The organism is Caulobacter sp. GW821-FHT09B11, from assembly GCF_059418205.1.
This window is the reverse complement of the sequence record NZ_JBWKPK010000057.1, coordinates 1-18,189: the sequence shown is the minus strand read 5'-3', so window position 1 is coordinate 18,189 and position 18,189 is coordinate 1. Positions and strand designations below refer to the sequence as shown.

Here is an 18,189-nt window from a genome sequence, read left to right as displayed (position 1 = left end):
GTCCGCGCAGCGGAACCTCCCCCCGTGGGGGAGGCGGCCGAAGGCCGGTGGGGGGACGGTTTCAGCTTTCGAGGCGTCGGCGGATCCCGCACCAACTCCCCCCTCCGATCGCTACGCGATCGCCTCCCCCAGAGGGGGAGGTTCCGCAAGGGGGAAAGGATCCTAGCGCCCGAAGTCCCGCGACAAGGCCAGCATCGCCGCTCGCTGCGGCACCGAATATTCGTCGATGGCGTCGGTGTCGCCGTCGCGGATGGCCTTCAGCAGGGCCGGAGTCAGGGCCGAGGAGAGCGACCAGTTCCAGTAGCGCAACACCGTCTGGGCCCGGTCGACGGCGATGGCGTCGAACACCCCCAGCACCCGCTCCAGCCCAGGCGAGGGTCCGCCGTTGGCGTCGGCCTCGGGCCGGCGCAGACCGCGCCACAGGGCCCGCACCGCCGCGCGCGGCAGGCCGGTGGCCTTGCACAGGATGGCGATCGGCTCGCCGCCCGGATCGGTGAAGATCTTAGCGCCGGTCATCGGCTTGAGGCCGGCCAGGTACGAGATCTCCTCGGCCGTCTCGCGGGTCAGGCCGGTCTGGGCCGCGGCGACGGCGTCCTCCAGGCTGTCGAACGGGCTCTTGGCGATGGCCGCCCGATTGCGTTGCCGGCGCTCGATGAACTGCAGCGCCTTTCTCGACAGCGGGTCCTGCCAGCCCTCCTCCGAGGCCACGGCGAAGACGTCGCCGACGGCGTCCTGCAGGATCTCGCGCGAGACGGCGAAGCGCTGGAGGATCGTGCGCCGGGCCTCGGCGTCGGCCCACCAGAACATCACATAGGCATGGCTGGGCCGCAGCTCGGCGCGCTTGAGCAGCAGGGCGATCAGGCCCGGATTGTCGCGCGTCATGGCCACGACGTTCTCGACGCCCTGGTGGCTGAAGCGCGCCAGGTCGTTGCGCAGCAGCGCCTCGACCACCGGAATCTCGCCCATGTCGACCAGGGCGTCGGCCACCACTTCGCCCACGCCGCGGCGGATGGCGATCAGCCGGCGGTGCTCCTGGCTGGCGTGGTACAGGCAGTCGATCAGGTCGGCGTCCGACAGGTTGGGCGAGTTCTCCAGCAGCGCCCGGGCTACCATCACCTCGTCGCGCAGCAGCAGGCGCACCAGCGAGCCCGGCATGTCGCTCAGCGTCGCCAGGCGCCGGGCGACCTTCTCGCGCTCCTCGACCACCGCCTCGCGCAGCATCTCGACCAGCAGGTCGGCGCACATGGCGCGCTCGAAATTGTTGATCCGGCTGGCCGGCAGGCAGACCACGTCGGCCAGCCGCTTCAAGAGGGCGGCGCGCGACTTGGGCGGAACGGCGATCGGCTTGGCGAAGGGCGAAATCGGGTCGGTCATGATCTTCCTGGCGGCGAAGCCCCCATCGCCGGATTCGAAACTAGACGGGAAACGTCTTTAACTTCGAATAAGCGCCAAGGATTCTCCCGCCAGGAGAATTTGCGGCCTCAAGCTCGGCTTCGCCAGGGGATTAGCGAAATTGTCGCGGCTCCCATTCCGGCCAGATGTCGGGCAGGTCGGTCGAGACGCGGTTGGGATAGGCCGGCGGGCGCTTCTCCAGGAACGAGGTCACCCCCTCCTTGGCGTCGCCCGAAGCGCCGCGCGACTGGATCGCCCGGCTGTCGGCCTTGTGAGCTTCCATCGGATGGTCGGCCCCGGCCATGCGCCAGAGCAACTGTCGAGTCAGGGCCACCGAAACAGGCGCGGTATTGTCGGCGATCTCGCGGGCCAGGGCCCTGGCCGCCGGCAGCAGGTCGTCAGGCGCGTGCAGCGAGCGCACGAACCCGCGCTCCTTGGCCTCCGAGGCGGGGAACACCCGGCCGGTGTAGCACCACTCCAGCGCCGTCTGCAGGCCAACCAGCCGCGGCAGGAACCACGAAGAACAGGCCTCCGGCGTGATGCCCCGCCGCGCAAACACGAAGCCGAACTTGGCGTCCTCGCTGGCCAGGCGGATGTCCATGGCCAGTTGCATGGTCGCCCCGACGCCGACGGCCGCGCCGTTCACGGCGGCGATCACTGGCTTGAGACTGTCATAGATCCGCAGGGTCACCCGGCCGCCGCCGTCGCGATAGACGTCGCCGACCTTGCCCTCCTCGCGCTCCAGGGCCTGCGGGGACGTGCGGTCGAAGGTGGCCCCGCCGCTCGACAGGTCGGCGCCGGCGCAGAAGGCCCGGCCCGCGCCGGTGACGATCACCACCTTCACCGCGTCGTCGGCGTCGGTGATGTCGAAGACCTCGATCAGCTCCTTCATCATCCGGGCGGTGAAGGCGTTCAGCTTCTCCGGCCGGTTCAGGGTGATCGTCGCGATCCCGTCCTCGACGGCGTAGAGCAGGGTCTCGAAGGCGGGCTGCGACATGGCGGGGCTCCCTGGGCGATTTTAAACAACCGTATGGCCGCTTGCCGCCTATGCACAACCCCTCCCCCTCGCCTCCGCACGTCATCCCGGCCGCAGCGAAGCGGAGAGCCGGGACCCAGGGGCCGGCGCAGGGCAGCGGCCATCGCAGCCGGCAAGCCAGTCGCCGCGCCCAGTCCCCTGGGTCCCGGATAAGCCCTGCGGGCTTTCCGGGATGACGGCGGTTTTTGGAGAAGGACTAAACGACCCGCCTCACCCCCAGCTTGCTGATCGCATGCACGAAATTGTTCGCCGCGACCTCCATGCTCCCCGTCCACTCCAGGTCGGGGAACCGCGCCAGGATCTGGCGATAGGCCTCCTCCAGCTGGATCTGGGCCACGCGCTTGCCCAGGCACGTATGGGGGCCATAGCCGAAGGCCACATGCTTGCCGGCGTTGGCGCGGGTCACGTCCAGGCGGTCGGGATCGGCGAAGACCTCCGGATCGCGGTTGGCCGAGCCGTAGTACATCACCACCTTCTCGCCCTCGCGGATCGCTTGGCCGGCCACCTCGACGTCGCGCGTCGCCGTGCGGCGCATGTAGATCACCGGGCTGACCATGCGGATGAACTCGTCCACCGCGCCCGGCAGCAGCGAGGGATCGTCGATCAGCCGCTGCTTCTGCTCGGGAAACTCGGTCAGCAGCTTCATCGCGCCCGACAGCGTGTTGCGCGTCGTATCGTTGCCGGCGAACACGATCAGCAGCCACGAGCCGTCCAGGTACTCGTCGGCCAGCAGGTCGCCGTCCACCTGGGCGCGGGCGATGGCGGTCATCAGGTCGGCTTGCGGGTCGGCCCGGCGCTTCAGCAGCATGGTGCGGCCGTAGTCGAACATCTCCTCGATGTTCTCGTTGAAATCGGCCACGAACTGCATGAGTTCCAGCGTCGGGGTGATCGGGGCCATGGCCTGCTGCACGGCCAGGTCCTGGGCGCGCTCCAGATAGTGCATCCAGCGCAGGAACCTGCCCCGGTCCTCGGCCGGCACGCCCAGGATCTCGCACAGGGTGAACAGCGGCAGGATCGACGAGAACCGCTCGACCATGTCGACCTCGGCGCCGCCGGCCAGCAGCGGCTCCATCTCGTCGAGCAGCCGCGTGACCTCGCCCCTCACCTTCTCTGTCAGGCCCCGCAGGTAGCCGGCGGTGAAATAGGGCATGTGCTCGCGGCGCAGCTGCAGGTGATGCGGCGCGTCGAGATTGATCATGGTGTCCATGGTCGCCCGGAACAACAGGGCGTGGCGCCTGTCGGGCGGTCCCATCGACATCAGGATCCCGCCCTTCTGCGACGAGAAGGTCTCCGGGTCGCCGTTCACCCGCATGACATCCTCATGGCGGGTGACGGCCCAGAAGCCCGGCCCGCCGAACGGCTCGGCGTGCCACATGACCGGCGCTTCCCGCCGCATCCGCGCGAAGTCGGCGAAGGGCTGGCCCTTGGTGAAGCGGAAGATGTCGGCGAGGTCGACGCCCTCGAGGGTCGGATAGGTCGGCGCGGCGGCCGGTCCCGGCCGTCCGTCCACCGCCGTCTGGCTGATCAGTTCCATGCGCGCCTCCCGTTGAACATCGTTCTTTTGCCGCACGATCACCCAGTATGGCGTCGCCGCCAACGGCGCCCCTACGGCAACTTGCGCGACAGTTCACAGCTGACGCATGCTCCAGATGAACGCCGATCACGCGGGAACACGCGGACGGTCTCAGGGAGAGAAACGGCCGTGCTCGCCTTGGCGGGACGGCCCTGGAGGGTCCATGCATCCGAGCGTCCATGCCCTAACCCAGCCCGACAAGCCCGCCTTCGTGATGGCCGGCTCGGGCGAGACGGTGACCTATCGAGACCTCGACGACCGCTCAAACCAGGGGGCCCAGCTGTTCCGCGCGATGGGCCTGGGCGTCGGCGACGTGGTGGCCATCCTGCTCGACAACCATCCGCGCTACCTGGAGATCGCCTGGGCGGCCCAGCGGGCCGGGCTCTATTTCACCTGCGTCTCGACCAAGCTGACCGCGCCCGAGGTCGAATACATCGTCAAGGATTGCGGGGCCAAGGCGCTGATCGCCGGACCGGCGCTGGACGCCGTCGCCCAGGCCCTTGCGCCGTCGATCCCAGGCGTCGCCCTGCTGCGGGTGGATGGCGCTCTGGCGCCCTACGGCGATTTCGACGCCGAGCGCGCGGCCATGCCCGCCACGCCGGTCGCCGACGAGACCTCGGGCTCGGACATGCTCTATTCGTCGGGCACCACAGGGCGGCCAAAGGGCGTAAAGCCGGCCCTGAACGGCGCGCCGATCGACGCGCCGACGGCCCTGCAGATGATGGCCCAGCACCTCTTCAAGCTGGACGGCGACAGCGTCTATCTCTCGCCCGCCCCGCTCTATCACGCCGCCCCGCTGCGCTGGTGCATGAGCGTGCACAAGCTGGGCGGCACGGTCGTGGTGATGGAAAAGTTCGATCCCGAGACGGCGCTGGCCCTGATCGAGCAGCACCGCGCCACCTGCGGCCAGTTCGTGCCGACCCATTTCGTGCGGATGCTGAAGCTGCCGGAGGCTGTGCGGACGAAGTACGACGTCTCCAGCATGAAGTCGGCGATCCACGCCGCCGCGCCCTGCCCGATCCCGGTCAAGGAACAGATGATCGGCTGGTGGGGTCCGGTGATCTACGAGTACTACGCCGGCACCGAGGGCAACGGCTTCTGCTGGATCGACAGCGGAAACTGGCTGGAGCGGCGCGGTTCGGTGGGCCAGGCGGCGCTGGGCGAGCTGCGCATATGCGACGAGGCCGGCGATCCCCTGCCCGCCCGCGCCGAGGGCGTCGTCTACTTCGCCAACGGTCCGGCCGTGACCTACCACAACGCCCCGGAAAAGACGGCCGAGAGCTACAACAAGCACGGCTGGACGACGCTGGGCGACGTCGGCTGGGCCGACGAGGACGGCTATCTCTACCTGACCGACCGCAAGAGCTTCATGATCATCTCCGGCGGGGTGAACATCTATCCGCAGGAGATCGAGAACCTGCTGATCACCCACCCCCGCGTAGCCGACGCCGCCGTGGTCGGCGCGCCCGACGAGGAGATGGGCGAGAAGGTCGTGGCGGTGATCCAGCCCCTCGACTGGGACGACGCCGGCCCGGACCTGGCCGCCGAACTCCTGGCCTTCACCCGCGACAACCTCAGCCACGTGAAGGCTCCGCGCCAGGTCGACTTCGTCCGCGAACTGCCCAGGCATTCGACGGGGAAGCTCTACAAGCGGCTGGTGCGGGACGCGTACTGGGGCAAGGGCGAGGGACGGATCGTGTGATTTTAAATCACTAGAAAGTTGATTTTTTGATATTTTGCCACCACCTTAATGAAGGTGGTGGCAAGGATCTTTTCCGTGAGCGTGCAGCGCCTTCCCCTGGCGATCCACACCAATGTCGCCGATCTGATCGACCAGCTTCGTGCGGCCCAGATCAGCGAATATGGCGACGGCGCCAGCTTCCTGCGCCGCGAACGCGGCGGTCGCCCCTATTGGTACGTTCGCTCCCGGCAAGTGCGAGGCGAACGGACGGAGCGATATCTCGGCCCCGAGACGCCCGAACTGCTCGCCGCCATGGAAACGGCCAAGACCCTCAACAGCGCCGCGGACGGACGACGCCAGATCGTGCGGGCGCTGCGGGCCGCGGGGCTGCATGCGCCCGACCAGCGTTCGGGCCGCGTCCTCCAGGCGTTGAACAAAGCCGGCGTATTCCGGCTGCGCGCCGCCGTGGTCGGCACGGTAGCTTTCCAGACGTACGGCGCCTTGCTGGGCTTCAGCCTGCCCGCCCAGGCCGTGCGCACCGGCGATCTCGATATCGCCCAGGACTACGGGATTTCCATGGCCATAGACGACGGTCTGGACAGGCCGTTTATCGACGTGCTTCGAGCCGCGGATCCGGCCTTTTCGCCCGTGCCCAAGCTCGACCGAGGCAAGAGCACCGCCTATCGGACGCCCGACGGCTATGCGGTCGATGTGCTGACGACCAGCCGGCACGCGGCCGACGAGGAGACCTCGCGTCTCGTCGCCCCGAACACCGACGCCACGCCCCTGCGCTTTCTCGACTTCCTGCTGCGCGACACTGTGGAAGCCGCCGCGCTCCATGACGACGGCGTCCTGGTTCGCGTACCGGCGCCCGCCCGCTACGCGGTCCATAAGCTGATCGTCTCGCGCAAGCGCAGCCAGGCCAACCCCAAACGCCGCAAGGACGTCGAACAGGCCCTAACCCTGATCCGCGCCCTGGCCGAAGACGATCCCTACGCTCTGCGTGACGCCTATGCCGAAGCGCGCGGGCGGGGCGAAGCGTGGCGGAAGCTGCTGGACGAAGCGGTCGGCCTGTTGCCCGACGACGCGCGGGCGACGCTCGAAATCCCTTTTTAGTTCGTGGGACGAAGTTGAATAAACCCGACTAGCAATGCAAAATCGCCCTGACGCAAAACAAACAACTGACTGTCACATAGGCATTTTTACCAACGTTCATTTTCCCTCGATCAACAGCCGAACTGCTGCTGAATACGGAGGATATAAAAATGAATTACCTTCCGATTGCTGGACTGCACGATCACGATATTCGCATTTGGCGCCATGACGGACCTTCCCTACCAGAATGGATCCGCCAGGAACACGCCATCAGTTTTGAGCCAAATGGTACATTCGCCTTAAACACCACACTTGGATTGGCGCGCGTCCATCCTGGAAATATCATTGTGGAACAAAGAGGTGCGTTTTGGGTGCGCTCTGCTGAGGACCTCTCTGAGCTCATTACAGAGCTAAAAACATTTTCCAGGCCGTCGATTACAGCGATTGGCCCAGGCAAAACTTACCAGTTTGGGAACCATGTCACTCCCAAAAGAAGCAAAACCACAAAGGCAGCACCGACCGCCCATCGATATGCGCCGGCCATTGGCTCACTTCCTTCCATTGAATGGGTGCATCTCGATAGATTGTCTGTTGATGAAACGTATCAGCGCACCACAGACAATGCCGCTTCGCGCCGCCTAATTGCCGGCATTGCCGCCAAGTTCGATTGGCGGTTGTGCGCACCCCTTGTGGTTGCTCGACGCTCTGATGAGACCCTAGTGATCATCGACGGCCAACACAGATGGATGGCAGCCTTAAAACGCGGCGATATTCCTCAACTCCCCTGCTGCATCTTTCGATATGCCAGCCGTGAAGAGGAGGCACGAATGTTCATAATCGCTAATCGTGCCCGTAAGCCGATGAATCGCCTAGATGATTATTTCGCAGCACTAGCGGCTTCCGACGAAGACGCACTTGAAATGAAACAAATCGTCACGAGCGTTGGCTTCAAGATTGCACGCAATACTTCCGCGACCGCTTGGCGTCCTGGCGAAGTTGCGTTCACATCATCTATCGCCAAAGCTATTCGGCGGTTTGGCCCAGAAATGGCATCCGCCGCCCTAGCAAGCATGGCTGAAGCTTTTCCCGATCAAAAGCTCAATCATGGCGGCGCTATCTTTGGCGGCCTCATTGCCATCATGGCAAACCCTCCCACCAACTTCGATCCCGACCTGCTTGTAGACGTACTAAAAACGAAAAGCGCGGACGATTGGGGAGCGTTCGCAAACGGACTAAATGGCGGCGACAAAAGAACCGTCGCTCTACGAAAATCCATCATCGAAGCCTACGAAAAACTCGCCAATCAGACGTCAGGGCCATCTCCCGAATGGGAAACGATGGAAACAGCTTGCCGAACTGACTTCGCTAGTTGATTTCCGATGCCGTTGCTCCCCTTCCCCTCATCCGAGGGGGAGGGGTTGTTCCAAGTCGGAACGCGTGATCTCTTCCAAACAAACGTTTGGGAGAACGCCGCATGAAAGAGATCGCCTTCGCCGACATCGGCAGCCTGGTCGGCCAGGAGGTCGGGGTGTCCGACTGGGTCGAGATCAGCCAGGAGCGGGTCAACCAGTTCGCGGAAGCCACCGGCGACCACCAGTGGATTCACATCGACGTCGAGCGGGCCACCCGCGAGATCGGCGGGCCGATCGCCCACGGCTATCTGACCCTGTCGCTGATCCCGATGCTGGGCGCGGGCATCCTTCACGTCACCGGCGTGACGCGCGGCATCAACTATGGCTGCGACAAGGTGCGGTTCACCGGCATGGTCCGCGTCGGCAAGCGGGTGCGCATGCGCCAGAAGCTGCTGGCCGTGGAGCCCAAGGCCGGCGGCCTGCAGCTGAAGAACGAATGCACCATCGAGATCGAGGGCGAGGAGCGCCCGGCCTGCGTGGCCGAGACCATCTCGATCATCTACGGCGCGTAAGAAGAAAGGCCCCGGGATCGCTCCCGGGGCCTTCGTCCATCTAGGCTCGAACCAAGCCTAGCGCTTGATGGCGTCGCCGATCTTGTCTTGGGCCTGGCCGACCTTGTTCTGGACGTCGCCCTTGACCTTCTGGGCCGCGCCTTCGGCTTCCAGGCGTTCGTTGCCCGTGGCCTTGCCTACGGCTTCCTTGACGGCGCCCACGCCCTTGTCAACGGCGCCTTCGACACGATTGGTGCTCATGGTCTGCTCCTGCTGGAATTGAACTCCCCATCCGAACGGGGGCCTTGGAGCAAAGGTTCCTAGCGTGACCGGAGCGAGGTCAGCGGTTGTAGCCGGTCACTGCCACGGCCTGGACCCCGACCACGCCTTGCGCGGTTCCTTGGGACGCCGCCGGCGTAGGCAGGGCCTTCGCCTGGGTGGCGGGCTTGGCCGGCGCGGCCTGGATCACCGGCGGGCCGGCGGCCTTGTCGAGCAGGGCCACGGTCTCGCGAATATATTTGGCGTGGGTGACGATGCCGATCTCCAGGCGCTCGCCCGACAGCTCGACCTGCTGGGTCAGCATGCCGGCCACGAACTGCACTTCCTGGCTTTCGGTCGAGCCCGGCCGGCGGCGCGCGCCCTCGGCCATGAACACCGGCCCGCCCGAATTGCCGGGGAACACCGAGAAGTCCATCAGGAAGGTCGGGAACACGCTGGCCGGCGCCAGCGGATACGAAGCCACCCGGCCCGAGCGCAGGATCGGGAAGCCCGCGGTGTTGGCCGACAGGCCGCGCGGGAAGCCCAGCGCCATCATCTCGTCGCCGGGGCCCAGGCTGTACTTGTTGAAGGTGTCGTCCTGGGCCAGCCAGGCCAGCGGGATGGCGGCCTTGGCGAATTCCGGCGGGGCCTCGACCTCGATGGCGGCGACGTCGCGGCTGGGATGCTTGATCCACAGCGGATGGTCGCCGTCGCGGATCTTCAGGGTGCGGGGGTCATAGCGCCAGACGCCGTCCGTCCCCTGCACGCGATAGCCGATCTTGGCCGAGACCGAAGGCATCTTGTCGAAGACGTGGGCGGCGGTGACCAGGATGGTGCGCGGACGCCCCTCGGGCGTCGGGTCCTCAATGAGGAAACCGGTGCCGACCGTGCGCGAGCCGTCGGCGAGCGGCTGCTCGAGCTGCACCGTCGCCTGGATCAGATCGACCGACAGGTCCCAAGCCATGAACGCCTCGTCTCCGATTCAACCTTTGACGCCGTAAGAGTTTGACCAGAGGCGCCCGCCGCAACAAGTTGGCGTTCTGACGCATCCGAGGGGGAATCTGTCCATGAACCGGCGCGAAATGATGACGAGCGCTGCCGCCGTCGCCGCCTCCTCGTCCGCCGTCCTGATCCCCGGGAGTTCCATGTCCGCCACCGCCAAGCCCGTTCCGCCCGTCGCCAAGAAGGTCCCCAAGCGCATCGAGCAGCTGGGGCGCGTGCGGGTCGACGACTACGCCTGGATGAAGGACGACAACTGGCAGAAGGTTTTGCGCGACCCCAGCCTGGTCAAGGCCGAGGTCAAGGAGCACCTCACCGCCGAGAACGCCTACGTCAAGGCGATGCTGGCCCCCACCGAGGACCTGCAGAAGGCGATGTTCGAGGAGATGAAGGGCCGCATCAAGGAGGACGACTCCTCGGTCCCCGCCCCTGATGGTCCCTTTGACTACTATTCGCGCTTCGCCATCGGCGGCCAGCATCCGATCTATGCACGCCGGGCTCGCGGAAAGACCGACGGCGAGGAGGTGCTGCTCGACAGCGACGCCCTGGCCAAGGGCAAGGCCTACAGCCAGGTGGCGGCCGCCGAGCACAGCCCCGACCACAAGCTGTTCGCCTATGCCGAGGACGCGCAGGGCTCGGAAGTCTTCAAGATCTACGTCAAGGACCTGGCCACGGGACAGATCCTGGCCGAACCGGTCGAGAGCAGCACCGGCGACTTCACCTTCTCGCCGGACAGCCAGTGGCTGTTCTGGACCCACCGCGACGACAACGGCCGTTCCGACAAGATCTATCGCCGCCCCGCGCGCGGCGGGCTGAAGGACGACGTGCTCGTTTATGACGAGCCCGACGACGGCTTCTTCGTCAGCGTCAGTATCACCGGCTCTGACGCCTTCATCGTCATCAGCGCCGGCGACCACGAGACGTCGGAAACCCTGCTGATCCCGGCCGGCGACGTCGCCGCCAAGCCGAAAGCCGTCGAGCCCCGCACGCCGGGGCTGCGCTATTCGGTCGAGCACTGGGACGGCAAGTTCGTCATCCTGACCAACGCCGACGACGCCATCGACTTCAAGCTGGTCGAGGCTCCGGTCGACAATCCGGGCCGCGCCCACTGGAAGGACTTCGTGCCGCACAAGCCGGGGACCTTCATCACCGGCCACGCCGCCTACAAGGAGCATCTGGTCCGGGTCGAGCGGGTCAACGCCAACACCCGCATCGTCATCACCGACCGCGCGACCAAGGCTGAAAAGCCGATCGTCGTCGACGAGCAGGCCTATGTGCTGAGCGTCGAGGGCGGCTACGAGTTCGACACCCCGACCCTGCGCTACGTCTACCAGTCGCCGACCACGCCCCGGCAGTGGTTCGACTACGACATGCGCACCGGCGACAAGGCGCTGCGCAAGACCCAGGAGATCCCCTCGGGCCACGATCCGTCGAAGTACGTGACCAAGCGCCTCTATGCGAAGGCGCCGGACGGCGCGCAGGTGCCGGTGACCGTGCTGATGAAGAAGGACGTCAAGCTCGACGGCAAGGCGCCGCTGCTGCTCTACGGCTACGGCAGCTACGGCATGTCGATGGATCCGTCGTTCTCGATCCGCAACTTCAGCCTGGTCGACCGCGGCTGGATCTGGGCCATCGCCCACGTGCGCGGCGGCTCGGAAAAGGGCTACGGCTGGTTCCTGGACGGCAAGAAGTTCAAGAAGAAGAACACCTTCACCGACTTCATCGCCAGCGCCGAGCACCTGCACGCGGCCGGCTACGGCGCGGCGGGCCGCACGGTGGCCTACGGCGGCTCGGCCGGCGGCATGCTGATGGGCGCGATCACCAACCTGCGGCCCGACCTGTGGGCCGGGATCATCGGGGCGGTGCCGTTCGTCGACGTGCTCAACACCATGAGCGACACCTCCCTGCCGCTGACCCCGCCGGAGTGGCCCGAATGGGGCAATCCGCTGGAGGACAAGGAGGCCTACGACTACATCGCCAGCTATTCGCCGTACGACAACGTGACCGCCAAGGCCTACCCGGCCGTGCTGGCCACCGGCGGCCTGTCGGATCCCCGGGTCACCTACTGGGAGCCCGAGAAGTGGGCGGCCAAGCTGCGCGAGCACACGACCAGCGGCGATCCGATCCTGCTGAAGATCAACATGGAAGCCGGTCACGGCGGCGCCTCGGGCCGCTTCGACTTCCTCAAGGAGATCGCGCTCGACTACGCCTTCGCGGTGTGGGCGGTCGACAAGGGCTGGAAGGCCTAGGCCTTCCCCCTTCGGCCCTCTGGGCCACCTCCCCCAGAGGGGCAGGATCCGATTGCGTAGATGCTCCCCCTTTGGGGGAGCTGTCGGCGAAGCCGACTGAGGGGGTCTTCCCACATGTCCGAACTCATCATCCGCCCCTCCACCGACGCCGACGTCTCCGCGATCACGGCCATCTACGGCTGGAACGTGCTCAACGGCCTGGGCACCTTCGAGGAGGTTCCACCCGACGAGGCCGAGATGGCCCGTCGGCGCGCGGCCTTCCTCGATCGCGGCCTGCCCTATCTGGTCGCCGAGCAGGACGGAAAGGTGCTGGGCTACGCCTATGCCGGCCCGTTCCGGCTGCGGGCGGCCTATCGCTACACCGTCGAGGACAGCATCTATGTCGCCCCCGACGCGGCCGGAAAGGGCGTCGGCAAGGCGCTGCTCAAGGCCCTGATCGAGATCTGCGAGGGCCTGGGCCTGCGCCAGATCTGCGCGGTGATCGGCGACAGCGGCAACGCCGCCTCGATCGGCGTGCATGCTTCGCTGGGTTTCGAGCACAAGGGCGTGTTCCCGGCCATGGGCTACAAGTTCGGCCGCTGGGTGGATCTGGTCTGGATGCAGCTGCCGCTGAACGGCGGCGGCGACACGCCTCCGGACGCGCCCGGACTGTCGCTGAGCGGCGTGTGACATTGCGGGATGGTTGCGCCGCGTCGCGACCATCCCTAGTTTCCCGACTATGCGCGGGCTTCGCCTCCTTCTTCTGGCCCTGATCGCGGTGGCTTTCGCCGCCGGCGGGATCATGCGCGCCGCGCCGGCCCAGGCCTCGGCCATGCCCGCCTGCCACGAGATGGCGATGGACGGCATGGAGATGGGCGCCATGGAGGGGGACGCCGCCGAGCGCGCCCCCGCCGACAAGGACGCCGACCACAAGTCCAAGCCCGGCGCGATGGCGACCAGCTGCTGCGTCGGCTGCCTGCCGGCCGGCCAGCGCGTCGCCGCCGGCGAACTGGCCTCGCGGACCGCCGGCGCCGTGGAGTTCTCCGCCCTCAGCCAGTCGCTCGACGGCCTGAACGCCGCGCCGGAGCCGCGCCCTCCGCGCGCCTGATCGCAAGACCGCGCGCCGATGCAGGCGCGCCTTTCCTCAAAACGTCTTACGATCACAGTTCCCAAGAAAGGCAGTCCCATGACCGCCCTCTCCTTCCGCGCGCGGCTGCTGGCCGGCGCGTGCACGATCGCGAGCCTGACGCTCGCCACCGCCGCCTTCGCCCAGGATCATACCGGCCACGCCATGCCCGCCCAGGCGGCGCCGGTCGAAGCCGAACCGCCGGCCGATCCGCACGCGGGCCACCACATGGCGATGCCCGAGACCGACCAGCCGATGGACGACGACCACGCGGGCATGGACATGACCTCGCCCATGATGGTCAGCCCGCTGGGCGCCTATTCCATGACCCGCGACGCCGGCGGCACAGCCTGGCAGCCCGACGCCACGCCGAACTTCGGGATCATGAAGCACAGCGGCGAATGGATGCTGATGGGCCATGCCCTGCTGAACGGCGTCCATGTCGACCAGGGCGGACCGCGCGGCGGCTCCAAGACCTTCGCGGCCGGGATGTTCATGGGCATGGCTCAGCGGCAGGTCGGCCCGGGCATGCTGGGCTTCAAGGCCATGGTCAGCCCCGACCCGTTCATGGGCAAGAGCGGCTATCCGCTGCTGATGGCCGTGGGCGAGACGGCCGACGGCGAGCACGCCCTGGTCGACCGCCAGCATCCGCACGATCTCTTCATGGAGCTGTCGGCCAGCTACAGCCTGAGCGTCGGCGACAAGTCGGACGTCTATCTCTACGCCGGCCTGCCCGGCTCGCCCGCCTACGGCCCGCCGGCCTTCATGCACCGGGCCTCGTCGCTGGACAGCCCGGAAGCCCCGATCAGCCACCACTGGTTCGACTCGACGCACATCACGTTCGGCGTGGTCACGGCCGGGTTCTCGCACGACGCCTGGAAGATCGAGACCAGCGCCTTCCGCGGCCGTGAACCCGACCAGAAGCGCTTCGACATCGAAACCGGCCGGCTGGACAGCGTCTCGGCCCGCCTGTCGTACAATCCGACGCCGAACTGGGCGCTGCAGACCAGCTGGGCGAAGATCAACAGCCCCGAGGCGCTGGATCCCGACAAGGACGAGGCCCGCGCCTCGGCCAGCGCGCTCTACGCCCGGCCGCTGGGCAAGGAGGGTTCGGTCAGCGCCACCCTGGCCTGGTCGCGCAAGGACCGGATCCCAGGCGACGCCCTGCAGGCCTGGCTGGCCGAGGGCGCGATCAAGCCGAACGACCGCTGGACGATCTTCGCCCGCGCCGAGCAGGTGGAGCAGGACGAGCTGGCCGACCATCACGGCTCGCACTCGGGCGAGGCCTATACGGTCCGCCGCGTGTCGGTGGGCGCGATCCGCGACTTCGCCATCGCGCCCAGCGTCAAGTTCGGGATCGGCGGGCTGGTCAGCGCCTACGATGCGCCCGAGGCGCTGGGCTATGACGACCCGACGGGCGGCATGGCCTTCGTTCGCCTGCGGATCGGGTAGGCAGACAACAAAAAGCCCCGCCGTCGCCGGCGGGGCTTTTCATGTTCCGAAGGACCGAAGGATCAGGCCTTGCGGGCGCGAGCCTTGCCGGGGGCCTTGGCCTTGCGGCCGCCTTGACCCAGGCCGAGGGCCTTGGCCATGGCCGAGCGGGCTTCGCTGTAGGCCGGGGCGGTCGTCGGGTAGTCGGCCGGCAGGCCCCACTTCGACTTGTATTCGGCCACGGTCATGCCGTGGGTGGTCAGGTGACGCTTCAGAGTCTTGTACGGCTTGCCGTCTTCGAAGCTGATCAGGGCGTCCGGCGTGATGCTCTTACGGATCTGGGCCGGAGTAGCCTTGGTAACGGTCTCGGCCACCGGGGCTTCCGGAGAGCCAATTCCGGCAAGGGCGTCGTGCGTCGCACGAATCAAGGCCGGCAGGTCAGAGACCGACGTCGTGTTGTTGGCCACATAGTTGGCCACGATTTCGGCGGTCAGTTCGATCAGGGTCGCTTTGTCTTCCACGGCGTCACTCCACAATGACTTTAAATTTGGAAATACACCCGCCCTACGGAATTACAAGTACACAAATACGCGGCAGCGCTGCCAACGCTCCACAAAAACAGGCTTTATTTCGTAGAAACAATGAGGAGCATCGTTCTGCGGAACCATAGCCGGCTTCGCATGCGCACACGTTCAAGTGCAGTTTACCCAGGGCGACCTTCTCGCGGGCGCGAAAACCCAAGGCAAATCGCATCGCACTGCACATGAATCCGCGCGAAGAAATGTTCGGAGATTCGTCGCGACCATAGGCGCGAGGCGTCCGTGCACTGACCGACAGGCGCACAGATCAGGCCGACGGCCAAACGCCCGGTTAAAAGCGTCATCTTTGAGAAATAAGGGAGGAAGTGGCTGGGGAACTAGGACTCGAACCTAGAATGACGGTACCAAAAACCGCAGTGTTACCATTACACCATTCCCCAGCAGGAACGGCTGCCGACCCTGTGGGCCGCGGCGAGGCGGTGGAGATAGCTCAGGATTCGGACGGAAGCAACGCCCTCCAAATTCTTTTTTGGGGTCCATTTTCACGCTTGCGACTCTCCTCACCGCCTCCTATAAGCCGCCTCCCAAGTCGAGCACGACCACGCGGCCGGCCAGACTTGGAAAGTCGGAGTGTGGCTCAGTCTGGTAGAGCACTGCGTTCGGGACGCAGGGGTCGCAGGTTCAAATCCTGCCACTCCGACCATCTTCTCTCCCGAGAAAATCCCTTATTTGCATGAAGCCGCCGCAAGGCGACGCAGGTTGCACGCTGTTCATTTGACCGCGTCGCGACAGTCGTTAGCTTGGGCGTGAATTGAACGCGACGACCGCTTGAGGCGCTTATCCTGTCGGCTGTCGCGATCATCATGCGTGGACGCGCGACAGCCGCCGAAACCGCGTAGACTTTCGGCTGTCGCGCTTTGGATTTCGCAACGGGACCCCGATGAAGCAATTTCTCATGACCGTGGCCGGCGTCTTCGTCGGACTGGTGCTCTTTCTCGTCGGCGTTCCCTTTATCCTGATCGTGCTGGCGGCCGGCGCCGCCCGCCCCGCCCCCGTGCCGTCCCAGTCGGTGGTGCAGCTGGACCTGCGCGGCGGCCTCTCCGACCAGGACTCGCAGAACCCGTTCGCGGCCTTCGGCGGCGGCGGCGGCCGCTCGGTGATGAACGTCATCGAGGTGCTGCGCCGCGCCGAGACCGACGACAAGGTCAAGGGCGTGCTGGTGCGCCTGCCGGAAGGCGGGATCGCGCCGGCCTCGGCCGACGAGCTGAGCCAGGCCTTCAAGCACTTCCGCACCGTCGGCAAGAAACCGATCTTCGCCCACAGCCAGGGCCTCTATCCCTCGGGCATGTCGACCTCGACCTACCGCCTGGGCGCGGCCGCCAGCGAGTTCTGGATGCAGCCCGACAGCTCGCTGCAGGCCGTGGGCCTGTCCAGCGAGACGATGTTCTACAAGCGCCTGTTCGACAAATACGGCGTCAAGGCCGACTTCCAGCAGCGCTATGAATACAAGAACGCGGTCAATCCCTACCTGCACGACGACTTCACGCCGGCGCACCGCGAGGCGACCCTGTCGTGGATGGGCTCGGTCTACACCAGCGCCCTCACCGCCGCCGCCCAGGACCGCAAGCTGGATCCGGCGCGCCTGATCAAGGCGATCCAGGCCGGCCCCTACAGCGCCCAGCAGGCGCAAGGCCTGGGGCTGATCGACAAGGTCGGCCAGGTCAAGGAAGCCCAGGACGCGATGCTGGCCCGCGCCGGCAAGGGCGGCAAGCTGATCGAGTTCGACGACTACGCCTCGCGCTCCAAGAAGGACGCGTCCAAGACCGGCCCGGCCATCGCCGTGATCGGCGCCGAGGGCCCGATCGTCACCGGCTCGACCGCCCAGTCCTCGCCCTTCGGCGGCGACAGCACGATCTATTCGGACGAAGCCGCCAAGGCGATCTACGACGCCATCGACGACAAGGACGTCAAGGCGATCGTCTTCCGCGTCTCCTCGCCCGGCGGCTCGGACACGGCTTCGGAGCAGATCCTGGCGGCCGTCAGGGCGGCCAAGGCGGCCGGCAAGCCGGTGGTGGTCAGCATGGGCACCTACGCGGCCTCGGGCGGCTACTGGATCAGCAGCCAGGCCTCGTCGATCGTGGCCCAGCCCTCGACCCTGACGGGCTCGATCGGGGTGTTCGGCGGCAAGTTCGCCCTGGGCGAGGCCCTGTCGCGCTTCGGCGTCGACACCCGCCAGGTGACGGTCGGCGGCGACTACGCCGGCGCCTTCGGCACCAGCGAGGGCTTCACGGCCGACCAGAAGGCCCGCTTCTCGGCCTGGATGGACCATATCTACGACGGCTTCATCGCCCGCGTCGCCGAGGGCCGCAAGCTGCCCCAGGCGCGCGTGCGCGAGATCGCCAAGGGCCGCGTCTGGACCGGCGCCCAGGCCAAGGAACTGGGCCTGGTGGACGAACTGGGCGGCTTCTACGACGCCGTCGAGAAGGCCAAGGCCCTGGCCGGCCTGAAGGGCGACGTGCGCTTGAAGAAGGTGGGCGGTCCCAAGTCGCCGTTCGACGCCCTGGAACGCGCCCTGGGCGTCAGCTCGGCCTCGATGCGCACCGTGGCCGCCGCGGCCTGGGTCCTGGGCGACCCGCGCTCCCAGGCGATCCTCGACGAGATGGCCAAGACCCGCCTGCGGGCTCAAGGCGCCAGCGTGCTGGCCGATACCCCCATCCACTGAGCCCCTCCCGGGTTCGATGATCGAAGGCCGCTCCGAAAGGGGCGGCCTTTTTCTTTGGAGCCGACCGCCTGGCGGCGGCCCCCTCCGGCCCTCCGGGCCACCTCCCCCAACGGGGGAGGATCTGGAGCGGCGAACCTCCCCCTCTGGGGGAGGCGGCCGAAGGCCGGTGGGGGGACGGTTTCAGCTTTCGAGACATCGGCCTGTTT

At 66.6% G+C, this 18,189-nt stretch carries 14 protein-coding genes, 2 tRNA genes and 1 pseudogene; 10 read left to right on the top strand and 7 right to left on the bottom strand.

The genetic code is table 11. The features are described from left to right. Positions 1-162 precede the first annotated feature (162 nt). From AC07N1_RS24730 to AC07N1_RS24720, 3 genes are all read right to left on the bottom strand, one after another. On the bottom strand, positions 163-1,374 hold the full coding sequence (locus AC07N1_RS24730) for a DUF2336 domain-containing protein (protein WP_492855053.1): 1,212 nt from the start codon (positions 1,372-1,374) through the stop codon (positions 163-165). Positions 1,375-1,504: 130 nt separating this feature from the next. Further along, positions 1,505-2,389 (bottom strand): crotonase/enoyl-CoA hydratase family protein, encoded by an 885-nt coding sequence (locus tag AC07N1_RS24725; RefSeq protein ID WP_494674199.1) that lies wholly within the window; start codon positions 2,387-2,389, stop codon positions 1,505-1,507. A 235-nt stretch (positions 2,390-2,624) separates the two neighbouring features. Further along, a complete protein-coding gene (locus AC07N1_RS24720) occupies positions 2,625-3,962 on the bottom strand; it encodes a cytochrome P450 (protein WP_494674198.1) in 1,338 nt (445 codons plus the stop codon). Between the two features lie 202 nt (positions 3,963-4,164). Between AC07N1_RS24720 and AC07N1_RS24715 the strand changes: the two genes are divergently transcribed. The 4 genes from AC07N1_RS24715 (at position 4,165) to AC07N1_RS24700 (ending at position 8,701) form a co-directional block, all read left to right on the top strand. Then, positions 4,165-5,703 (top strand): acyl-CoA synthetase, encoded by a 1,539-nt coding sequence (locus AC07N1_RS24715; protein ID WP_494674197.1) that lies wholly within the window; start codon positions 4,165-4,167, stop codon positions 5,701-5,703. A 75-nt stretch (positions 5,704-5,778) separates the two neighbouring features. Further along, positions 5,779-6,798: a nucleotidyltransferase family protein gene (locus AC07N1_RS24710; RefSeq protein WP_494674196.1), complete on the top strand. Its 1,020-nt coding sequence runs from the start codon at positions 5,779-5,781 to the stop codon at positions 6,796-6,798. A 149-nt stretch (positions 6,799-6,947) separates the two neighbouring features. After that, the gene (locus tag AC07N1_RS24705) at positions 6,948-8,150 is read left to right on the top strand and encodes a hypothetical protein (RefSeq protein WP_494674195.1); all 1,203 of its coding nucleotides are present in this window, start codon (positions 6,948-6,950) and stop codon (positions 8,148-8,150) included. A 101-nt stretch (positions 8,151-8,251) separates the two neighbouring features. Further along, positions 8,252-8,701: a MaoC family dehydratase gene (locus AC07N1_RS24700; RefSeq protein WP_494674194.1), complete on the top strand. Its 450-nt coding sequence runs from the start codon at positions 8,252-8,254 to the stop codon at positions 8,699-8,701. 40 nt (positions 8,702-8,741) lie between these two features. On the opposite strand, the pseudogene AC07N1_RS24695 reads toward AC07N1_RS24700, so the two are convergent. Together AC07N1_RS24695 and AC07N1_RS24690 are read right to left on the bottom strand one after the other, a co-directional pair. After that, positions 8,742-8,941 (bottom strand): annotated as a pseudogene (locus AC07N1_RS24695) (CsbD family protein). A gap of 79 nt (positions 8,942-9,020) precedes the next feature. Next, entirely contained in the window at positions 9,021-9,902 is an 882-nt protein-coding gene (locus AC07N1_RS24690; protein WP_494674193.1) for a trypsin-like serine peptidase, read from the bottom strand. Between the two features lie 103 nt (positions 9,903-10,005). On the opposite strand from AC07N1_RS24690, the gene AC07N1_RS24685 reads away from it, so the two are divergent. The 4 genes from AC07N1_RS24685 to AC07N1_RS24670 all read left to right on the top strand — a co-directional run bounded on the left by AC07N1_RS24685 (position 10,006) and on the right by AC07N1_RS24670 (position 14,743). Beyond that, positions 10,006-12,186: a S9 family peptidase gene (locus AC07N1_RS24685; RefSeq protein ID WP_494674192.1), complete on the top strand. Its 2,181-nt coding sequence runs from the start codon at positions 10,006-10,008 to the stop codon at positions 12,184-12,186. Between the two features lie 114 nt (positions 12,187-12,300). Beyond that, a complete protein-coding gene (locus AC07N1_RS24680) occupies positions 12,301-12,855 on the top strand; it encodes a GNAT family N-acetyltransferase (RefSeq protein ID WP_494674191.1) in 555 nt (184 codons plus the stop codon). A 49-nt stretch (positions 12,856-12,904) separates the two neighbouring features. Then, complete coding sequence (locus AC07N1_RS24675; protein WP_494674190.1) at positions 12,905-13,273, top strand: hypothetical protein; 369 nt, start codon at positions 12,905-12,907, stop codon at positions 13,271-13,273. A 78-nt stretch (positions 13,274-13,351) separates the two neighbouring features. Continuing rightward, on the top strand, positions 13,352-14,743 hold the full coding sequence (locus AC07N1_RS24670) for a hypothetical protein (RefSeq protein WP_494674189.1): 1,392 nt from the start codon (positions 13,352-13,354) through the stop codon (positions 14,741-14,743). A 62-nt stretch (positions 14,744-14,805) separates the two neighbouring features. Here AC07N1_RS24670 and AC07N1_RS24665 read toward each other — a convergent pair whose 3' ends face one another. Then, positions 14,806-15,243: a Ros/MucR family transcriptional regulator gene (locus AC07N1_RS24665; protein ID WP_110120897.1), complete on the bottom strand. Its 438-nt coding sequence runs from the start codon at positions 15,241-15,243 to the stop codon at positions 14,806-14,808. A 384-nt stretch (positions 15,244-15,627) separates the two neighbouring features. Then, a tRNA-Gln gene (locus tag AC07N1_RS24660) sits at positions 15,628-15,701 on the bottom strand. Between the two features lie 186 nt (positions 15,702-15,887). On the opposite strand from AC07N1_RS24660, the gene AC07N1_RS24655 reads away from it, so the two are divergent. Continuing rightward, positions 15,888-15,964: transfer RNA gene (locus AC07N1_RS24655), tRNA-Pro, on the top strand. Between the two features lie 237 nt (positions 15,965-16,201). After that, on the top strand, positions 16,202-17,983 hold the full coding sequence (sppA, locus tag AC07N1_RS24650; protein WP_494674188.1) for a signal peptide peptidase SppA: 1,782 nt from the start codon (positions 16,202-16,204) through the stop codon (positions 17,981-17,983). Positions 17,984-18,189 lie beyond the last annotated feature (206 nt).